Below are 16,763 nucleotides of genomic sequence, written 5' to 3' on the forward strand. Positions count from 1 at the left end.
ACGGCAGCGCCGGTCAGCCCCCGAGCGGCGTCTCCAGCGCCTGCCTCCGCGACAGCGTCCGCAGCTTGCTCAGCGCGCTCTCCTCGATCTGCCGGACGCGCTCCCGGCTCACCGAGAACATGCCCCCGATCTCGGCGAGCGTGTGCGGCTGCCCGCCGTCGAGGCCGAACCGGAGCCGCAGCACGTCGCGCTCACGCGGGGTCAGCGCCTCGAGCAGCGCAGAGACCTGCGCGTGCAGGCGGCGGTGGACCAGGAGCTCGTCCGGCGCGGCGCCCTCGCTCGCGAAGAAGTCGCCCTGGCGCGCGCCGTCGTCGTCCCCGACCGGCGCGTCGAGGTACACGGGCGGCAGCGCCACCTCCCGCAGCGTCTGAAGCTTCTCCATCGACAGCCCGCTCCGCTCGGCGACCTCCTCCGGCGCCGCCTCGCGCGCGTGCTCCTGCTCCAGCTCCCGCCGCGCCTGCAGCGCCCGGCGCCGGGTCTCGGCGATGTGGACAGGCACCCGGATGACCTGGCCCTGATAGAGCAGCGCGCGAGAGAGCGCCTGCTTGATCCACCACATCGCATACGTGCTGAACCGATAGCCGCGCCGGTAATCGAACTTCTCCGCCGCGCGGATGAGCCCGAGATTGCCCTCCTGGATGAGGTCGAGCAACGGCACGCCGCGGTGCCGGAGCTGCCGGGCTGCCGCCGCCACGAGCCGCAGGTTCGCGCGGACCATCTCGGCCCTTGCCTCGGCCGCCGCCCGGCCGGCGACGCGCATCGCCGAGAGCGTCCCCTCGATCGCCTCGCGCCCGCGTCCATCGACCGCGGGGATCGCCGCGCGCAGCGTGCGCTCGATCCGCTCCTCCACCAACGGGCCCAGGCGCACGTCGGAGAGCCCAGACGAGAGGGCGGTGCGCGCTCGCTGTCCGCTCGCCTCCGTCCGCCCGGCCCCGGCCTCCGCCAGGGACCGCGCTAGCCCGAGCAGCCGCGCCATCGTCACGGACGTCGCGTCGCTCGGCGCGTCGCCTCCGTCCGCGTTCAGCAGCAGATCGCTCATGTCCACCCGCCCCGCCCGCAGATCGTCGGCGAGCGCCGCGAGCGCCCGCAGCGCGACGGGCGACGCGACCCAGGCCTCGATCATCGCGCGCTCCGCCGACTCGATACGACGGCCGAGCTCCACCTCGAGCTCGCGGCTCAGCGGCGCGCTGCCCGAGATCTCCTGGAGATAGACCGCGGCGACGTCCTCGCTCGGCCGCGCCGGCGGCGCAGCCCGCCGGCTGGCGGGCGCTCCCTGCCGCGACGACGGGGGAGGGCGGGGGTCGGCGCCGCGCTGCTCCTCGGCCCTCACGCCGGCGACAGCGCGCCTTCCCTCCAGGATCGTCGTCTCCGCCTCGCCCAGGAGGCGCGAGTTCGTGGGACTGTCGTTCATCTCGCCTGCTCCACCATGGTGCCGCGTCGCGCGGTGATCCGCTCGGGCGCTCGCCGGGACACGCACCCTCAGCGCAACCCCCAGCATGGACCATGAAGCGACTCCGGTCATGCCGCGACAGAACAAAGGGGCTCCGCGGTCCGCGCGCTCCAGAGTGCGCGACAGCCGCGCTCACTCCAGATCGCCTGTCGGCGCGGTCAGGCGCCGTGCCCGCGCGAGCCGCCCGGGCCGCCTGATCGAGAGGCGCCGGACCTCACAGCAGGACGGCCAGCGGGAGCACGGCGGGGCGCCGCGACGCCTCGCGCCGGAATACCCGCCTCACGCCTCTGCTGAGCGCGTCCTCCAGCGCCGGCGCCAGCGTGCGCGCCGCGGGCGACAGCGCGGCGAGCGCGTCGCGCGCGCTGTCGAGCGCGGCGGCGTACAGCGGGCCGCCCTCCTCGAAGTGGGCCACGCCGCGCCCGAGGAGATCGGGGCCGCGCAAGATCTCGCCCGTCTTGCGGTCGGCCACCACCAGGACCATCACGAGCCCCTGATCCGAGATCTGCTCGCGCTCCCGGAGCACGAGCTCGGAGACGTCGAGCCCGCCGCGCGCGTCGAGCCACACCCGGCCGCTCTTCACCGTCTCGCCGAGGCGCATCCGGCCATCCTCGATGATCAGCGAGTCGCCGTCCTCGACGATGAAGACCCCCGACGGCGGCACGCCCATCCGGAGCGCCGTGCGCGCGTGGGCAAGAAGCATCCGGTACTCGCCGTGGATGGGGACGAAGTGCTCCGGCCGGACCGCGTCGAGGAGGATCTTCTGCTCCTCGGCTTGCGCGTGGCCGCTCGCATGGATGGGATCGAGGCCGCGATCGAGCACGACGGCGCCGCGCTTCGCCAGGCGGTTGGCGAGCTGGCTGACGGCGATCTCGTTGCCGGGGATCGCGCGGGACGAGAAGATCACCGTGTCGCCCGGATCGACCCGCAGCCGGTGGTGGTCGCCCATGGCCATGCGCGCGAGGGCGCTGTTCGGCTCGCCCTGCGCGCCCGAAGCGAGCACGACGAGGCGCTCGGGCGGGAGCGAGGCCGCCGTGGCGTCGTCCACGAGCACGCCGGGAGGGACGCTCAGGATGCCGATCTCCTCGGCGATCCGCGTGTTGGTCGCGAGGCTGCGCCCGGCGAGCACCACCTTGCGGCCGAGCTGGGCGGCGAGGTCGAGGACGCTCTGGACCCTGTGGACGTTGGAGGCGAACAGCGCGACGAGGATGCGCCCCTTCGCCTCGCGAAACCGGCGGGTGAACCCTTCGGCCACCGCGGTCTCGCTGACCGACCAGCCGTCGCGCTCCGAGTTGGTGGAGTCCGAGAGGAGGGCCGCCACGCCGGCGCGGCCGTACTCGGCGAAGCGGCCGAGATCGAGCCGCTCGCCGGCCACGGGGGTGAGATCGATCTTGTAGTCGCCCGTGTGGATGAGGATCCCCTCGCCCGTCTCGATGGCGTAGCCGACCGCGTCGGGGATGGAGTGGGTCACGCGGAGGGGCTCGGCGCGGAACGGGCCCGCCACGAAATGCCGTTGCGGCTCGACCTCGCGGAGCGGCACGTCGATGCCGTGCTCGGCGAGCCGCTCGCGCACCAGCCGGAGCGTGAAGCGCGTCCCGTACACGGGGACGGGGAACTCGCGCAGCAGCGACGGCAGCCCGCCGATGTGATCCTCGTGGCCGTGCGTGACCAGCACCGCGTCGACCCCGCCCGCCTCGCGAACGTAGCTGAGGTCGGGGATCGCGACCTCGACGCCGAGCACCTGGTCGTTGGGGAACATGACGCCGCAGTCGACGAGCACGCGGCGGCCTTCCTCCTCGATCAGCATCGCGTTCATCCCGACCTCGCCGAGGCCGCCGAGAGGAATAATCCGGACTCCCATCGGCGCAGCCTAGCATCGCGGATCGCACGAACAGAGGCCTCGCTGGAGGCGCGCGCGGACCGGCCCCGCGCGGAGGCGCGGGCGCGGGGGGGCCGAGCTCAAGAGAGCTGGGCCCCGGGCTGCGCAGGAGGCCTGTCCTCCGGTCTGCGGATTGCCTCTGCGCAGAGCGGGAGGACCTCATGGCACAATCCAACGTTTCGCTGGGCGCATACGAGCTGCCGACGACCTACCTGCCGTCGGACGACGTACCGACTGCAGAGCTCGCCTCGCTCGCCCCGAGCGTGCGGGCGGTGCAGCGGACGACGACGATCCCCGCGAGGCCGCTCCTCGGCGCCGTGCCGCTCGCGCGGATCGTCCCCGAGGACGTGCACTCCGTCCTCGACTACTCGAACGGACTCATCGTCGCGCTGGCCGGGCTCTCCGCGCGGACGAAGGCCGCAAAGGTCGCGGGCGTCGCGCTCGGCGCCTCGGTCGTCTTCGTCTCCCTGCTCACCGACTACCGGCTGAGCCTGGCAAAGCGGATACCGATCGAGGCGCACGAGGTCATCGACCATGCCTTCGGCGCGTCGGCGATCGCGGCGCCGTTCGCGCTCGGCTACGCGAAGCGCGACCCGCTCGCCGCGGTCATCCACGTCGCCGCGGGGGCGGTTACGATCCTGGGGTCGCTGCTCACCGATTATCGCGCGGTGAGGGGCGCCGGTCGCCGGCCGCGGCGGGTGTAGCCGCGCGCGCAGCCGGCCAGCATCGGCGCCTCCCCATGTGCCGAGTCGCCCCACCCTCGGTCCCACCAACGCTCCCCAACGCTCTATGCGAGCCGCTGTATCCAGGCACGGGACTCGCGATGACCGTACCACAGCGCATGTCACACACACCGCCGCAGCGAGGCTGAGAGATTCTCTTGCTTTACGGCGGGAAGTTACCCCGGCTCAGCAGAGAAATCGCCACGGCGCCAAGGTCGCCAAGGAAAGGGGGGAGGGCTGTCGCAGGCGCCGCGACGCCTCCCGCGCAGCGATGGCCGGCGCGCGGAGGATCGGGACCGACGGTGCCGAGGAATACGGAAGCCAGGCGCCGTCGTTGGCTCGGGCGACCGATGAAGCACCGACCATCAACCCTCCTCCTGGCCGCGCTCTTCGCCGCGGCCTGCTCGCGCCCTTCCAGGGAGACGCCGGCCGTAGAGCGCAGCGCTGAAGTCGCCGGGACGGCCGCGCCGGCTCCGCTAGCCTCTCCGCCGCCGCAGAAGCTCCAGGCCGTCACGCGGATCGGCGGCGCGCTCGTGCGCGCGCCGCAGGACGACGCGCTCTACCTGGCCGACGAGGACCACGCGGTCCTCCGGCGCATCCCGCTTCCCGTCGACGTGAGCACGCCGCCTGTCGAGATCGCCATGCCGGGGCGGCCGGCGCAGGTCCTCGCGCTCGCGGACCGCGTGCTCGTCACGATCCGCGATCCCGGGCTCCTCGTCATCTTGCGGCCCGATCCGGCGGCGGGGCTCGTGGAAGCGGCCCGCGTGCCCCTGCCGGCCGACGCCTGGGGGCTCGCGATCACGCCGGACGAGCGCACGGCGCTCGTCACGAGCGCGTGGGCGGGCAAGGTCTCTGCGGTGGACCTCGCGACCGCGACCGCGACGTGGTCCATCGATGTCCCGCGCGAGCCCCGCGGCGTCGTGATCCGCGAGGACGGCGCGGCCGCGTACGTCACGCACCTCACGTCCGCCGCGCTCACCCGGATCGCGCTGCGCGGCGCTCCCGAGGCCAGGCCGTTGGTCCTCCCGCCGTCGCCTTTCCGGGCTCCTCATGGCAAGTCGCTCTCCGCGTCGCTCGGCTACGCGGCCGCGCTCTCGCCGGATGGCCGCCGCCTCTTCGTGGCGCGCCACGCGCTGGGCGCGCTCGGCGAGCAGGCGTGGTTCGGCGCCTCGACGGTCGACGTCCTGATGACGAGCGACGAGGCGCCCCTCGCGCCCCGGCGCCGCCAGGGCGCGCCGCTCTGGCGGGCGAGCGCGCTCGACGACGCGGGGTTCGACGACGCGGAGCTGGAGCTCCCCAACACCTCGCTCGCCCCGTTCGTCCAGCCGCGCGCGCTCGTGTACCGGAAGAGCACCCGCACCCTGCTCATCGCCAGCGAGGGTACCGATGCCCTGGTGGAGCTCGACGCGCTCGCTGTCGATCCAGCGCTCCGGCCGCTCCGCACTTACGATCTCGGCCGCCATGCGGGGCCCGACGTCTACGTGGCGACCCTGTGCGGCGCGCCCAGCGGCGTCGCGCTGTCCGCGGACGAGTCCATGGCGTGGGTGGTTTGCCGCTCGACGGACGCCCTCGCGATCGTCCGCCTCGACGAGCACCGCGACGACGCGCCGTTCGAGCCGAGCCCCGTGCCGTACATCGCGCTGGCCGACGCGCCGGTCCCACAGCAGGCCGCCCTCGGCCGGAAGCTCTTCTACAACGCGGTCGACTGGGGCACGAGCGGCGGCCTCGGGTGCGCCGGCTGCCACCCGGACGGGCGCGACGACGGCCATGTGTGGCACGAAGCCCGCGTGATGGATGTCGGGGGCGAGAGCGTGAATTTCCTCGGATCCGCCGAGAACCAGCCGGCCGATGTGGAGCCGCGCGGCGGCGTGCCCCGGCAGACTCCCATGCTCGCGGGCCGCGTGTCGGCCGAGGGGCCCTATGGCTGGAACGCCCAGAGCGAGAACCTGGCGGAGCGCCTCCGCGAGGGGTTCGGCCTTCACCGGTGGGGGCCCGGCGGTCTGGGCAACGGCGAGCTCGCCCTGAGGGCGCGCCACCTGGCCGCGTTCCTGCGCGCAGGCCTCGTGCCGCCGCCCAGGGAGGCGCGGAAGCTCACGCCGCAGGAGGAGCACGGCCGCGCCCTCTTCATGAGCGACACGGCGCAATGCGCTCGCTGCCACGTGCCCGAGACGGAGCACACCGACCGCATGGGCTACCCGATGCCCGGGTTCGCGGCGCGGCCCGGGTTCGCGGAGGAGAAGGCGGGCCAGGTGTTCAAGACGCCCTCGCTGCGCTTCGTCGGCGGGACGGCGCCCTATTACCACGATGGATCCGCGAGGACGCTCGAAGAGCTCATCGACGCCAACCAGGACCGGATGGGTCGCACCAGCCACATGTCGAGGAATGACAAGGCGGCGCTCGCCGCCTTCTTGAGGACGTTATGAAGAAGAGAGCGGTGATCGGGATGGTCCTGCTCGGCGCGCTCGCGCCGGCGCAAGCCGCGGAGTCGGTGCTCGCCCAGGCGGGAGGCGCGGGGGCCGGGCCGCAGGCGGGGGCCGCGGGAGACCCGGCGGACGCGGGAGGAGGCGCGGAGGCGCCGCAGAAGCGCGCGCTCGAGGCGACGCCGCCGCCGCCCGAGCGGACGGCGCGGCCGGCAGCGGCCGAGTGGGACGCCGCGGAGCAGGTGTCGCTCGCGCGCGCCGCGAGGGGCGGCGCGTGCAAGGCGCGCCGGCAGCGCGAGTGGCTGCGGATCGATTGCAGCGTTCCGTCGGTGGTCGCCGTGAGATCGCTCGGCGCGGGGGCCGGAGGCGAGTCTGTCTCGGTCGGTGAGCAGAGGCCCGACGAGGACGGCGCCTTTCCGTCGAGCATCTCGGTGATCTTCCCCGTCCGGATCGGCGACAGGAGGGTCATCGAGATCCTCTCGATCGAGGAAGGATACCGCTTCCAGACCGGGCTCTCGACGAGCGTCGTGATCTCCGAACAATGGCTCGAAGGCGACGCCGGGCCGCTCGTCAGCGCGCTCTGAACCCACGCCGGCGCGACCAAATGTTGCGCTGCTTACCGCACGGCGCCGCCGCGTGTGCGCCTTCCACCTGCCCCCCGCGCGCACGCGCGACGCGTGACGCGTGACATGTGGCGCCTGACGCATGTCGAGATCGATCCACGCGGCTCGCGGGAAGGGATTGGATCCGGCGCGACTACGTCGTAGTGTGGAGAGCTCGCATCGACCATCGCACCGGCCGTCGGCTGCAGCATCCAGGGCAACGATCCGGCGGTCATCGCGCGCGCCGGTCGAGAGATGGAGAAGAGATGAGCTGCCTGAGCGTGGATCCTGTCGTCACCGACAGCTTCGGGATCGAGCCGGCCTTGAGGGACGACACCCTCAGCGTCAAGCTCACCGGCACGGGCGACATGGCGGCATCTTCGCCGCTCAGCAGGTACGTCAAGGCGCTGGAGGGCGAGGTGATGCGCCTCTCGGTGAGCACCGTCGAGTTCGACGTGCGCGGCCTGTGCTTCATGAGCTCGAGCTGCCTCAAGGCGTTCGTCCGCTTCATCTGCGGCCTGATGAGCCATGGTCTCAGATGCAGGATACGGTTCGTCACGGACGCGAAGCGGACATGGCAGCGCCGGAGCCTGAAGCCCCTGGATCGCATGTGCCCGGAGCTGGTCTCGATCGCGGACGCATGATCGAGAGCCCGAGGCCATGACGAGGAAGCGTCGGACGCTCGCATTTCTGATCGACAATGTCGTTGGCGACTACCAGTCCGAGCTGCGCGCCGGGATCGAGCGCGGCGCCGCGGCGCACGACGTCAACCTGCTGACGGCGTTCAGCGACCCGGCCATGGCTCGCCGGCCGGAGGTGGCCGACCGGGGCACCTTCTATCACCTCATCGGCCCTGAGACCGCCGACGGCGTCATCGTCGCCTCATCGACGCTCTCCCCTTACGGCGGCATGGAGGTCATGCGATCGTTCTGCCGGTCCTTCGCGCCGCTGCCGGTGTGCAGCATCGGGACCGCGATCGACGGTGTGCCGAGCCTGATGGTCGACAACGCCCTCGGGAGCGAGATCTCGGTCGGGCACATGGCGGACGAGCACGGGTGCCGGCGCATCGCGTACATCGGCGGCCCGAGCAGCAGCGAGGAGGCCGCGCTGCGCGCCTGCGGGTACCGGAGGGCGCTCGCGGCGCGGGCGCTCCCTTGCGACGAGCGCCTCCTCGTGTTCGGTGGGTTCACGATCCCGACGGGGCGCGCGGCGATGCGCGAGCTCCTGGCTCGAGGGGTGGCGTTCGACGCCGTGGTGGCGGCCAACGACAGGATGGCGCTCGGGGCGATCGAGGTGCTCAAGGCCGAGGGACGCCGCATCCCGGAAGACGTCCTCGTGTGCGGGTTCGATGACGTGGGCATCGCTCGCTTCACGAAGCCGTCGTTGACGACGGTGCGCCAGCCGATCGAGCGGCTCGGGGGGATGGCCGTGAGCACGGTCCTCCGCATGATCGACGGCGAGGCTGTCGAGGCGCTGGAGCTCGCGCGGGTCGAGCTCACGCAGCGCGAGTCCTGCGGCTGCGGGTACCGCGCGGGCGACACGTTCCTTCAGCCGGTCCCCTCGGTGCGCGGCTTTCCGCGCCCCATCGCGGATCAGCGGGCGCCGCTGGAGCGCGCGCTCGCGAGCAGCGTGGCGATCCCGAGGGGCGCCCTCGACGGCTGGGAGGGCGCCCTGCTCGCCGCGATGGAGGCGGAGCTCGCGGGCGACGAGGGGCGCTTCCTGCGCGCGCTCCAGGCGCTCCTCGACGGGGCGAGGCGCGAGGGCGTGCTCCTCGAGGAGTTCCAGGCGGTGATATCGCTCTTGCGCTCGCGGGTACAGGGGTCGCCCGTGGGCGGCGACGCAGCGCTGGAGCAGCTCTGGCACGCCGCGCGCATCCTGATCGGGAGCGAGTGCGTGCACGTCGAGGGGGAGCAGCGGCTGAACGTCGAGCTCGCCGCGATCGATGTCACCTACGGCGCGCGGGGCTTCTCGGCGTGCTTGAGCCTGCCCGTGCTCAAGGGGTTGCTGGCGTCGGAGCTGCCGCGGATGCGGTTCTCGGACGTCGCCGTGTCGCTGTACGACGACGCTCAGCACGCCGCCATGAAGCCGCTGTTCGTGATGGAGGACGGCCGCGAGGTGGAGGTGCCGGCCGTGAGCTTCCCGGCGCACCTCCTCGCGCCCCCGGGCTTCCTGGACGCCGACGAGCGCATCAGCAGGATCGTGCTCCCGGTTGCGTTCGGCGACGAGGAGCGGTTCGGCGTCGCGGTGCTCGACCACCGCGCCAGCGGGATGATGTACGAGGTGCTGCGCCTCCAGCTCGGCTCCGCGGTCAAGGCCGCGGCGCTGCACCGGCAGGTCGTCCGGGAGGTGGAGCTGCGCGAGCGGCTGGAGCAGGAGCGGGTCCGTCAGGAGAGCCAGGTCGCGGCGCGCATCCAGACAACGCTGGTGCCGAAGCAGCTCTCGATCGAGGGGCTCGACCTCTGCGCGGTCATGAAGCCGGCGGCCGAGGTCGGCGGCGATTACTACGATGTGATCCCCGCGAACGGTGGCGGGTGGCTGGGGATCGGCGACGTCGCGGGGCACGGGCTCGCGGCGGGCCTCATCATGCTGATGATCCAGAGCATGGTATCGGCGCTGACGTGCAACGATCCGGCCGCGAGTCCGGCGAAGGTCGTCACGGCGCTCAACAAGGCAATTTTCAAGAACGTCCGCGATCGTCTGGAGCGCGACGAGCACGCGACGCTCCTCTTGCTCCGGTACGAGCGCAACGGGCGCATGACGTTCGCGGGCGCGCACGACGACCTGATCGTGTGCTCGGCGCGGACGCGGCGCTGCGCGTGCATTCCGAGCTCAGGCGTCTGGATCGGCGCGCTGCCCGAGATCGGCGCGTTGACGCGGGATGCGGAGCTCTACCTTGGGGACGGGGACGTTCTCGTGCTCTACAGCGATGGCGTGACCGAGGCGCGGAACGCCCATCACGAGCAGTTCGGGCTGGAGCGGCTCTGCGCCGTCATCGAGGCTGTCCAGACCGAGCCTGTAGGCGTGATCCGCGACCGGATCCTCGAGGAGGTCGAGGGGTGGTGCCCGAGCCCGGACGACGACATCACGATCGTCGTGGCGAGGTATCGCGCGCCCGAGTAGCTGCGGCGGAGCGGGGCTCGCCCTGGCCGGGCGCGTTCCTCGTTGTGGACCCGTCGCGCCGATGAAGCTCCTCGCTGCGTGGGGCACCGCTGGTGCCTCTGCTGGCGAGAGGGCGAAGGAGAAGGCCGTGCGCTGTTACGGCGAGCGCCCTGGTTTCTGAGGCCTTGCCGCCTTCTGTGCCCGCGGCCCGCGGTCCGGCGCGCGCGAGCGCGTCTTGGCAGGGGATCGGCGGGTCGTGCTGGCCGGCTTCGGCGCGAACACCTCGCTCATGGACGCCGCCGTCGCCGCGCGGGCGATCCATCGGTCGAGCTCCGCAGGAGCCGTGCAGGCTGGCGTACGGCCCACGCGGCGAAGAGCGCGAGCTCCGGGTGCATCGGATCGAGCAGCGCCTCGACGCGTCGACCTGCCAGGAGCAGCACCCGCGGCGTCGGCTCGAAGCGCGTTCCGAGCGCGCCCTGAAGGTGCGCGACCCGCTTCGCCCAGGAGGCCACACGGCGGCTGGCCGTGATCACGAGGACCTCGCCCATCGCCTTCTCCTGATGGACAAGCACGCTGACCGCGAGCGGCCAGCTCCTCCGCTTGCGTCAGCGAGCACCTCGATTCCGGCGACTCACCATGGCGGCCGCCACCTCCTCCGCCGTGTCCGCCACCCCTCCCGCGGCGAATTTCCCTGAGTTCACCGCCCTCTCCGCCTGGCACGCCTTTCGCGAAAGGGCTCTGGCATGCAGGCCACGGCGCTCACGTTCTCTCTGCTCGGGCTCGACGCGCACCCCATCCGGGTGGAGGTCGACTCGGGCCGCGGTCCGTCGTTCTTCCAGATGGTGGGCCTCGCCGAGGCGAGCGTCCGAGAGAGCCGCGTGCGCGTCCGTGCCGCGCTCCAGCAACTGGGCATCGAGCTCGACGAATACGTGATCACCGTGAACCTCGCCCCGGCAGACCTCAAGAAGAGCGGCGGCGCGTACGACCTCGCCATCGCGATCGCCGCGCTCGCGGCGCTCGGCAAGGTGCCCGCCGAGGGGCTCGACCGGATTGGCCTGCTCGGCGAGCTCTCGTTGAGCGGCGCGGTGCGCCCCGTGCGCGGCGTCCTGCCCGCGCTGCGCGGCGCGGCGGCGCAGGGGGTCGCGCGCGCGATCGTCCCCCAGGGCAACGCGCGCGAAGCGGCGAGCGTGGCTGGCATCGACGTCCTCATCGCGGAGCACCTCGGCCAGGTCGTCGCGCACCTCCGCGGCAACAGGCCACTTCCGGGCGCAGGGACCATGGCCGCGATCGACGCAGAGCCGAGCGCTGCAGCGGCGGATCTCGCCGAGGTCCGCGGCCAGCACGGGGCGCGCCGCGCCCTCGAGATCGCCGCTTCCGGGGGACATAACCTGATCATGATGGGTCCGCCAGGCAGTGGAAAGACCATGCTTGCTCGGCGCCTGCCGACGGTTCTGCCGCCGATGTCCTACGACGAAGCGCTCGATATCACCGCGATCCACTCCGTCGCCGGGCTGCTCTCCCCGGACAGGGGCCTCGTCGCGATTCGGCCGTTCCGCGCCCCGCATCATACCGTGAGCGCCGCGGGCCTCGTCGGCGGCGGGGATCCCATCCGCCCCGGCGAGGTCTCCCTGGCCCACCATGGGTGCCTGTTCCTCGACGAGCTGCTCGAGTTCCGCCGCGGCGTCCTCGAGGCGCTCCGCGAGCCGCTCGAAGAGGGCACGGTCGCCCTCTGCCGCGCCCGCGCCCGCGTCGTATTCCCGGCGCGCCCGATCCTCGTGGCCGCCATCAACCCCTGTCCGTGCGGCTTCCATGGCGACCGCGGCAATCGCTGCGCCTGCTCCCTCGATCGCGTCCGCGCCTACCGCGCGCGGCTGAGCGGGCCGCTGCTCGATCGCATCGATCTTCACATCTCCTTGCCGCCCGTCGATGTCGCTCACCTGTGCGCGCCGCTCGTCGACGGCCGGTCGTCGCTCGAGGCGCCCGAGAGCTCCGCGGCGGTGCGGGCGCGCGTGGTCGAGGCCCGCGCCGCGCAGCGCGCGCGCTTCGAGGCGGGGGAGGTCGCGGCGACGCACAACGCCGAGCTCGGACCGCGCGATCTCGCGCGCGTCGCGATGCCGGACGCCACCGGCGCGCGCGTGCTCGCGTCGGCCGTGGAGCGGCTCGGCCTCTCGGCGCGGGCGTACACCAAGGTGCTGCGGGTCGCCCGGACGCTCGCCGACATGGACAGGAGCTCTGCGGTGCGGGCAGCGCACGTGGCCGAGGCGATCGGCGCGCGGCTGTTCGACCGCGAGGCCGCCTCCGGGCCGGCGCCCGCCACCACCGCCGCGGGCGCCTGAGCTCGCCGCGGCGCCGAGGACCACCGCGCCCGCAGCGATGCCGGCGCGATCGCGGCCGCCCCGACGGCCGCGCTGGATCGTCTGTCCGCGCGCTCGGGGGCGCGCACGCTCGACACGCAACAGCAACACGCAACAAGCAACGAACGCACGTCGAAAAGGAGAGACCGAGATGATGACCGAGATCGCTGAGAAGCTCCGCACCGTGAAGACCGTCGTAGGCACCATCGAGAAGCAGTTCGGGAAGGGGGCGATCATGTCATTGAACGGCGAGAACGAGACCCGGGACATCGGCCTGATCCGGACCGGATCGCTGTCGCTCGACGCGGCGCTGGGGATCGGGGGATACCCGCGCGGCCGCATCGTGGAGATCTATGGCCCGGAGTCGTCGGGGAAGACCACGCTCACGCTGCACGCGATGCGGGAGGCGCAGCGCGCGGGCGGCGTGGCCGCGTTCATCGACGCCGAGCACGCGTTCGACGTCACGTACGCGCGCACGGTCGGCGTCGACATCGACAGGCTGCTCGTATCGCAGCCGGACAACGGCGAGCAGGCGCTCGAGATCGTCGAGATGCTCGCGCGCTCGAGCGCCGTCGACGTGATCGTCGTCGACTCGGTGGCTGCGCTCACGCCCAAGGCCGAGATCGAGGGGGACATGGGCGATTCCCACATGGGCCTCCAGGCGCGGCTGATGAGCCAGGCGCTGCGGAAGCTCACGGGCATATGCCACCGCACCGACACGACGCTCATCTTCATCAACCAGCTCCGGCAGAAGATCGGCGTCGTGTTCGGCAATCCCGAGGTGACGACCGGCGGCAACGCGCTCAAGTTCTACGCGAGCGTGCGGCTCGACGTGCGCCGGGTGGGGCCGGTGAAGGTGAGCGACGAGGCCATTGGAAGCAGGACGCGCGTCAAGGTGGTCAAGAACAAGATGGCTCCTCCGTTCCGGGAAGCTGAGTTCGACATCCGGTGGGGAGCGGGCATCGACGGCGCGGCGGATCTCATCGACTTCGCCTGCCAGATCGGGGTCGTCGAGAAGAGCGGCGCGCACCTGTCGTTCGCGGGCGAGCACATCGGGCAGGGGAGGGAGCGCGCCCGCGAGGCGCTGCTCGGCAAGCCGACGCTCGCCACGTCGCTCCGCGCCGCCGTCGATGCGGCGGCGCCGGCGCGCGCTAACGGTGGCAACGGCGGCGCGGCGATGGATGCATGAGCCCGAGCAGGCGGCGCGCCGGCGGCCCGTCGCCGCCGGGCGCCGCTCGTCCTTCTGAACCACCCTCGGGGACGACATGGCCTGTCGCGGGCGGGGATGAAACGGCCGCAGATGTCGTTGGTGACAGCGATTGACGCTCTCGAACGACAGTAGACGATGGCAGACGACAACAACGTGGTAAACTGGAGCACATCATGACTGACGGACTGAACAAGGTGATTCTCATGGGCAACCTCGGCTCGGATCCGGAGCTGCGCTACACCGGCAATGGCACGCCGGTGCTCCAGCTGCGTATGGCGACGAACGAGTCGTTCGTCGACAAGAACAAGGAGCCGAAGGAGCGCACGGAGTGGCACAACATCGTGTTCTGGGGGCAGCGCGCCGAGGCGCTCGCGAAGGTCCTGTCCAAGGGAGACGGTGTGCTCATCGAGGGCGGGCTGCGCACGTCGAGCTACGAGAAGGACGGCATCCGGCGCTACCGCACCGAGGTGATCGCGCGGGATCTCCGCTTCACGGGGCGGCGGGGCGTGGCGCAGGCGCTGCCGGGTCCGGACGACGACGGCGAGGCGACGCAGCCCGGGGCCGAGGTGCCGACCACCGCGCGGCTCGGGAAGAACGGCGCGCGGGGGCGGCCGCCGGAGGTCCCAGCGCTGGATGAGCTGCCGTACTGACGGCGGGGTAGCGACGAGCGAGTCGGCTGGGAGAAGCCGCCTTGCGGCGCCCCTCGCCCCCGCGGGCCCCCGCGCGACGCGGCCGGAGGCTGCCGATGAATGCGCGCCCGTGCGGCGCCTGGGCGTGCTCCTGGCAGCCGCGCACCCCGTCGGGTCGCCTGGCATGTACCAGCTCGTCGCCGCGCCAGCAACGCGAACCATTCTCCCAAGGACGGCTCGATTGCTCTGCTCGTGGGCCATCGGTCGTCGACCGTCCGGCCATTTGGCGCAGCACGATTCTTCGCCAACCACCTGTCGCTCCTCGCGCGTCCTGGGCGCCACCCGTCGCAGCGCCATTGGGCCGCTGAGCTCGGCGTGTGGCGTGTTGCTGGATTCCAGTGATACGGGTCTCCGGGGGTCAATCTCTCCTCGCGGCTATTCGTCACGGAGCCGTTGGCGCGTGGCGTCAGCTGCAGATGGCTGAGTTAATCATTCGAGGAGGCCATCAAGCGGTAGACATTATCCGGCGGTGCCGGCTGAAGAGCTCTCGTGTCCTACATGGGCCCAGAAAAGTGATTCGTTGAGTCGAGGGGATGTTCGAAGTGTGTTGACGGATGCATTGTATTGGGAGTAAACATTGGATGCTAGGCTCGACGCGACCAGGTGCGATTCTATCGCTGTACACGATCGGCCTCCTCTACCGAATCTGCTCGGCCTGCAGAACGGCAACGTGGTAACCGTCAACCGAGGTAATTCATGCTCAGCAATATGGCTCGTTTCCTGATGGTGTCTGCTGCTGCTTCTTTCGTCGCGCTTGGCTCTGCCCCGGCCGATGCGTGCGTCGATATTTCCGACACCGCGCTCGATCTCATCGCTGATACCACACCGGTGGCGAGCGGCGCTGTGTTCTTCACGGCGGTCCAGAAGGCGGCTTTCGGATACACGAGCACAGACATCGCCGTCCTCTGGGGCAACGTCAGCCCGAACTCGGCGCTGTACTTCGACAACTTCTTCGCGGTTGCCCCCGCAACAAGCCACTTCACAGAGATCACGAACGTCGCCAACATTGCTGCGGGCGACGTCCTCATCATCGACGCGACGGCGTCGTACTCCGGGCACACCGCGATCATCACGGGCCCAGTGACGCAGGTCTTGCCGGCGCTGTCCCCGGTCTACGGGACCACGAAGCAGTGGGCGTTGCCGATCGCCGACTCCACCTCCTCGAAGCACGGCTGCAGTGTGGCCTATCCTGACAGCCGGTGCGTTGGCGGCGTGTTTACCGCTGGGGAGGGGACGGCCTATATGCGTCTCTACGCCAATGATCTCACGGGAGTCCCGGGAGGCCACACATGGAGCGTCGCTTCGGTCGGTACAAGCAGCTATTACTCGATCTCGGACCGGCCCTTCAAGATCGGCAGGCTGACGCCGTGCCCTCCGCTCTGATCTGAGCTCCGGCTCGATGTCCTGAGAGGCCCCGCGCGCGCTCGCGGCGCCGTGGCCGCCGGGCGATCCTGAGGGCGCGTGCTCTCAGGATCGCCCTCTCCCCTTCGGCGTTTACGGCGTTCCGCCCTTCTCGGCCGCCGCGGGCACGCGGCAGAGCTGGGCGATGCCCTTTCCGCTCAGCTTCTCGCGGGTCAGCTCGAACTGCGGCACGTACATGCAGAAGCGCCCGCCCTTCTCGGTCGCGATGCTCGTTCGACGCGAGATCATCTCCTCGAGCTCCGAGCGGCTGACGGCCTTATCCGTCTTCAGCGTGTCCGAGACCTTGAGATCGACCGCGTTCGGGCAGCTGACGCTGGCGGCCACGGTGAGGTTGGGCTTCACCTTCTCCTGACCCTCGCGATAATCAGCACCTGGCCCCGCCTGGCCGCCCCCTTCGGCCCTGCCGGCCTGTGCGCCTGCGCTGGGCTGGCTGCCGCCTTGAGCGCCGCCGGCATGAGCCTGGGCCTGGCTGCCCTCGGTATGGCCCTGCTCTCCGGCGCCGCCCCGTCCCAGGTTGCCGCCGCCGGTCTGGCCGCCCGACGGCTGCTGCGACTTGCCTGCGGCGACGGGCTCGATCCGACCGTTCACGGAGGCCGTGTAGGTGCACCCTTCCTCGACCGGGAACGAGATCTGCTCCTGGAGCTTTATCGCCTGTTTCTTCTGACCCTGCTGCTGCTGCTGCCCGCGCTGTGCGCCGCTCGGGCTGGGCTTGTCGCCCTGATGCTGCGCACCGCCCTGCGCCGCTCCCGGCGTGCCCGATTCGCGTTGCTGCGGCGTGCTCGTGCCGCCCGTCTGAGCGGCTGCGAGCGCCGGCACGACCGCGAGCGCTCCCATGGCGAGCGCAAGTTGGATGGACCGATTCGATTTCATATTACCCCCAACCGTAGAATCTGCTTCCGATCGTACTCACCACCGCCGC

General features: G+C 71.5%; 13 protein-coding genes. 9 read left to right on the forward strand and 4 right to left on the reverse strand.

Features of this window, described 5'->3' with window-relative positions; all coding sequences use genetic code 11:
• Positions 1–13 precede the first annotated feature (13 nt).
• Positions 14–1,411 carry a sigma-70 family RNA polymerase sigma factor gene (locus WMF19_RS15350; protein ID WP_437899779.1) on the reverse strand — a complete coding sequence of 466 codons (1,398 nt, stop codon included), beginning with the start codon at positions 1,409–1,411 and terminating at the stop codon, positions 14–16.
• 253 nt (positions 1,412–1,664) lie between these two features.
• Positions 1,665–3,308 (reverse strand): ribonuclease J, encoded by a 1,644-nt coding sequence (locus WMF19_RS15355; RefSeq protein WP_437899780.1) that lies wholly within the window; start codon positions 3,306–3,308, stop codon positions 1,665–1,667.
• 179 nt (positions 3,309–3,487) lie between these two features.
• Between WMF19_RS15355 and WMF19_RS15360 the strand changes: the two genes are divergently transcribed.
• The 5 genes from WMF19_RS15360 to WMF19_RS15380 all read left to right on the forward strand — a co-directional run bounded on the left by WMF19_RS15360 (position 3,488) and on the right by WMF19_RS15380 (position 10,190).
• On the forward strand, positions 3,488–4,030 hold the full coding sequence (locus WMF19_RS15360; RefSeq protein ID WP_437899781.1) for an SPW repeat domain-containing protein: 543 nt from the start codon (positions 3,488–3,490) through the stop codon (positions 4,028–4,030).
• Positions 4,031–4,398: 368 nt separating this feature from the next.
• Positions 4,399–6,471 (forward strand): hypothetical protein, encoded by a 2,073-nt coding sequence (locus WMF19_RS15365; protein ID WP_437899782.1) that lies wholly within the window; start codon positions 4,399–4,401, stop codon positions 6,469–6,471.
• Positions 6,468–7,052, forward strand: coding sequence for a hypothetical protein (locus tag WMF19_RS15370; protein ID WP_437899783.1), 585 nt, complete (start codon positions 6,468–6,470; stop codon positions 7,050–7,052). Before WMF19_RS15365 ends, WMF19_RS15370 begins: the two co-directional genes overlap by 4 nt.
• A 284-nt stretch (positions 7,053–7,336) precedes the next feature.
• Entirely contained in the window at positions 7,337–7,714 is a 378-nt protein-coding gene (locus WMF19_RS15375) for a hypothetical protein (protein ID WP_437329311.1), read from the forward strand.
• A gap of 16 nt (positions 7,715–7,730) precedes the next feature.
• Positions 7,731–10,190, forward strand: coding sequence for a SpoIIE family protein phosphatase (locus tag WMF19_RS15380; RefSeq protein WP_437899784.1), 2,460 nt, complete (start codon positions 7,731–7,733; stop codon positions 10,188–10,190).
• Between the two features lie 266 nt (positions 10,191–10,456).
• On the opposite strand, the gene WMF19_RS15385 is transcribed toward WMF19_RS15380, so the two are convergent.
• Complete coding sequence (locus WMF19_RS15385; protein WP_437899785.1) at positions 10,457–10,717, reverse strand: hypothetical protein; 261 nt, start codon at positions 10,715–10,717, stop codon at positions 10,457–10,459.
• Between the two features lie 195 nt (positions 10,718–10,912).
• On the opposite strand from WMF19_RS15385, the gene WMF19_RS15390 reads away from it, so the two are divergent.
• From WMF19_RS15390 to WMF19_RS15405, 4 genes are all read left to right on the forward strand, one after another.
• A complete protein-coding gene (locus WMF19_RS15390; protein ID WP_437329314.1) occupies positions 10,913–12,505 on the forward strand; it encodes a YifB family Mg chelatase-like AAA ATPase in 1,593 nt (530 codons plus the stop codon).
• Between the two features lie 169 nt (positions 12,506–12,674).
• Positions 12,675–13,712, forward strand: a complete 1,038-nt coding sequence (gene recA / locus WMF19_RS15395; RefSeq protein WP_437899786.1) for a recombinase RecA — start codon at positions 12,675–12,677, stop codon at positions 13,710–13,712.
• Between the two features lie 194 nt (positions 13,713–13,906).
• Entirely contained in the window at positions 13,907–14,383 is a 477-nt protein-coding gene (locus tag WMF19_RS15400; RefSeq protein ID WP_437899787.1) for a single-stranded DNA-binding protein, read from the forward strand.
• Between the two features lie 735 nt (positions 14,384–15,118).
• Entirely contained in the window at positions 15,119–15,805 is a 687-nt protein-coding gene (locus WMF19_RS15405) for a hypothetical protein (RefSeq protein WP_437899788.1), read from the forward strand.
• 111 nt (positions 15,806–15,916) lie between these two features.
• On the opposite strand, the gene WMF19_RS15410 is transcribed toward WMF19_RS15405, so the two are convergent.
• Positions 15,917–16,714: a hypothetical protein gene (locus tag WMF19_RS15410; RefSeq protein WP_437899789.1), complete on the reverse strand. Its 798-nt coding sequence runs from the start codon at positions 16,712–16,714 to the stop codon at positions 15,917–15,919.
• Positions 16,715–16,763: the final 49 nt, after the last annotated feature.

The organism is Sorangium sp. So ce124 (assembly GCF_051525235.1).
Lineage (GTDB): Bacteria > Myxococcota_A > Polyangia > Polyangiales > Polyangiaceae > Sorangium > Sorangium atrum.

Excerpts from the sequence above, each read along its gene's own strand:
- WMF19_RS15350 (WP_437899779.1), bottom strand. The coding sequence starts at position 1,411 with ATGAACGACAGTCCCACGAACTCGCGCCTCCTGGGCGAGGCGGAGACG.
- WMF19_RS15355 (WP_437899780.1), bottom strand. The coding sequence starts at position 3,308 with ATGGGAGTCCGGATTATTCCTCTCGGCGGCCTCGGCGAGGTCGGGATG.
- WMF19_RS15360 (WP_437899781.1), top strand. The coding sequence starts at position 3,488 with ATGGCACAATCCAACGTTTCGCTGGGCGCATACGAGCTGCCGACGACC.
- WMF19_RS15365 (WP_437899782.1), top strand. The coding sequence starts at position 4,399 with ATGAAGCACCGACCATCAACCCTCCTCCTGGCCGCGCTCTTCGCCGCG.
- WMF19_RS15370 (WP_437899783.1), top strand. The coding sequence starts at position 6,468 with ATGAAGAAGAGAGCGGTGATCGGGATGGTCCTGCTCGGCGCGCTCGCG.
- WMF19_RS15375 (WP_437329311.1), top strand. The coding sequence starts at position 7,337 with ATGAGCTGCCTGAGCGTGGATCCTGTCGTCACCGACAGCTTCGGGATC.
- WMF19_RS15380 (WP_437899784.1), top strand. The coding sequence starts at position 7,731 with ATGACGAGGAAGCGTCGGACGCTCGCATTTCTGATCGACAATGTCGTT.
- WMF19_RS15385 (WP_437899785.1), bottom strand. The coding sequence starts at position 10,717 with ATGGGCGAGGTCCTCGTGATCACGGCCAGCCGCCGTGTGGCCTCCTGG.
- WMF19_RS15390 (WP_437329314.1), top strand. The coding sequence starts at position 10,913 with ATGCAGGCCACGGCGCTCACGTTCTCTCTGCTCGGGCTCGACGCGCAC.
- recA (WP_437899786.1), top strand. The coding sequence starts at position 12,675 with ATGATGACCGAGATCGCTGAGAAGCTCCGCACCGTGAAGACCGTCGTA.
- WMF19_RS15400 (WP_437899787.1), top strand. The coding sequence starts at position 13,907 with ATGACTGACGGACTGAACAAGGTGATTCTCATGGGCAACCTCGGCTCG.
- WMF19_RS15405 (WP_437899788.1), top strand. The coding sequence starts at position 15,119 with ATGCTCAGCAATATGGCTCGTTTCCTGATGGTGTCTGCTGCTGCTTCT.
- WMF19_RS15410 (WP_437899789.1), bottom strand. The coding sequence starts at position 16,714 with ATGAAATCGAATCGGTCCATCCAACTTGCGCTCGCCATGGGAGCGCTC.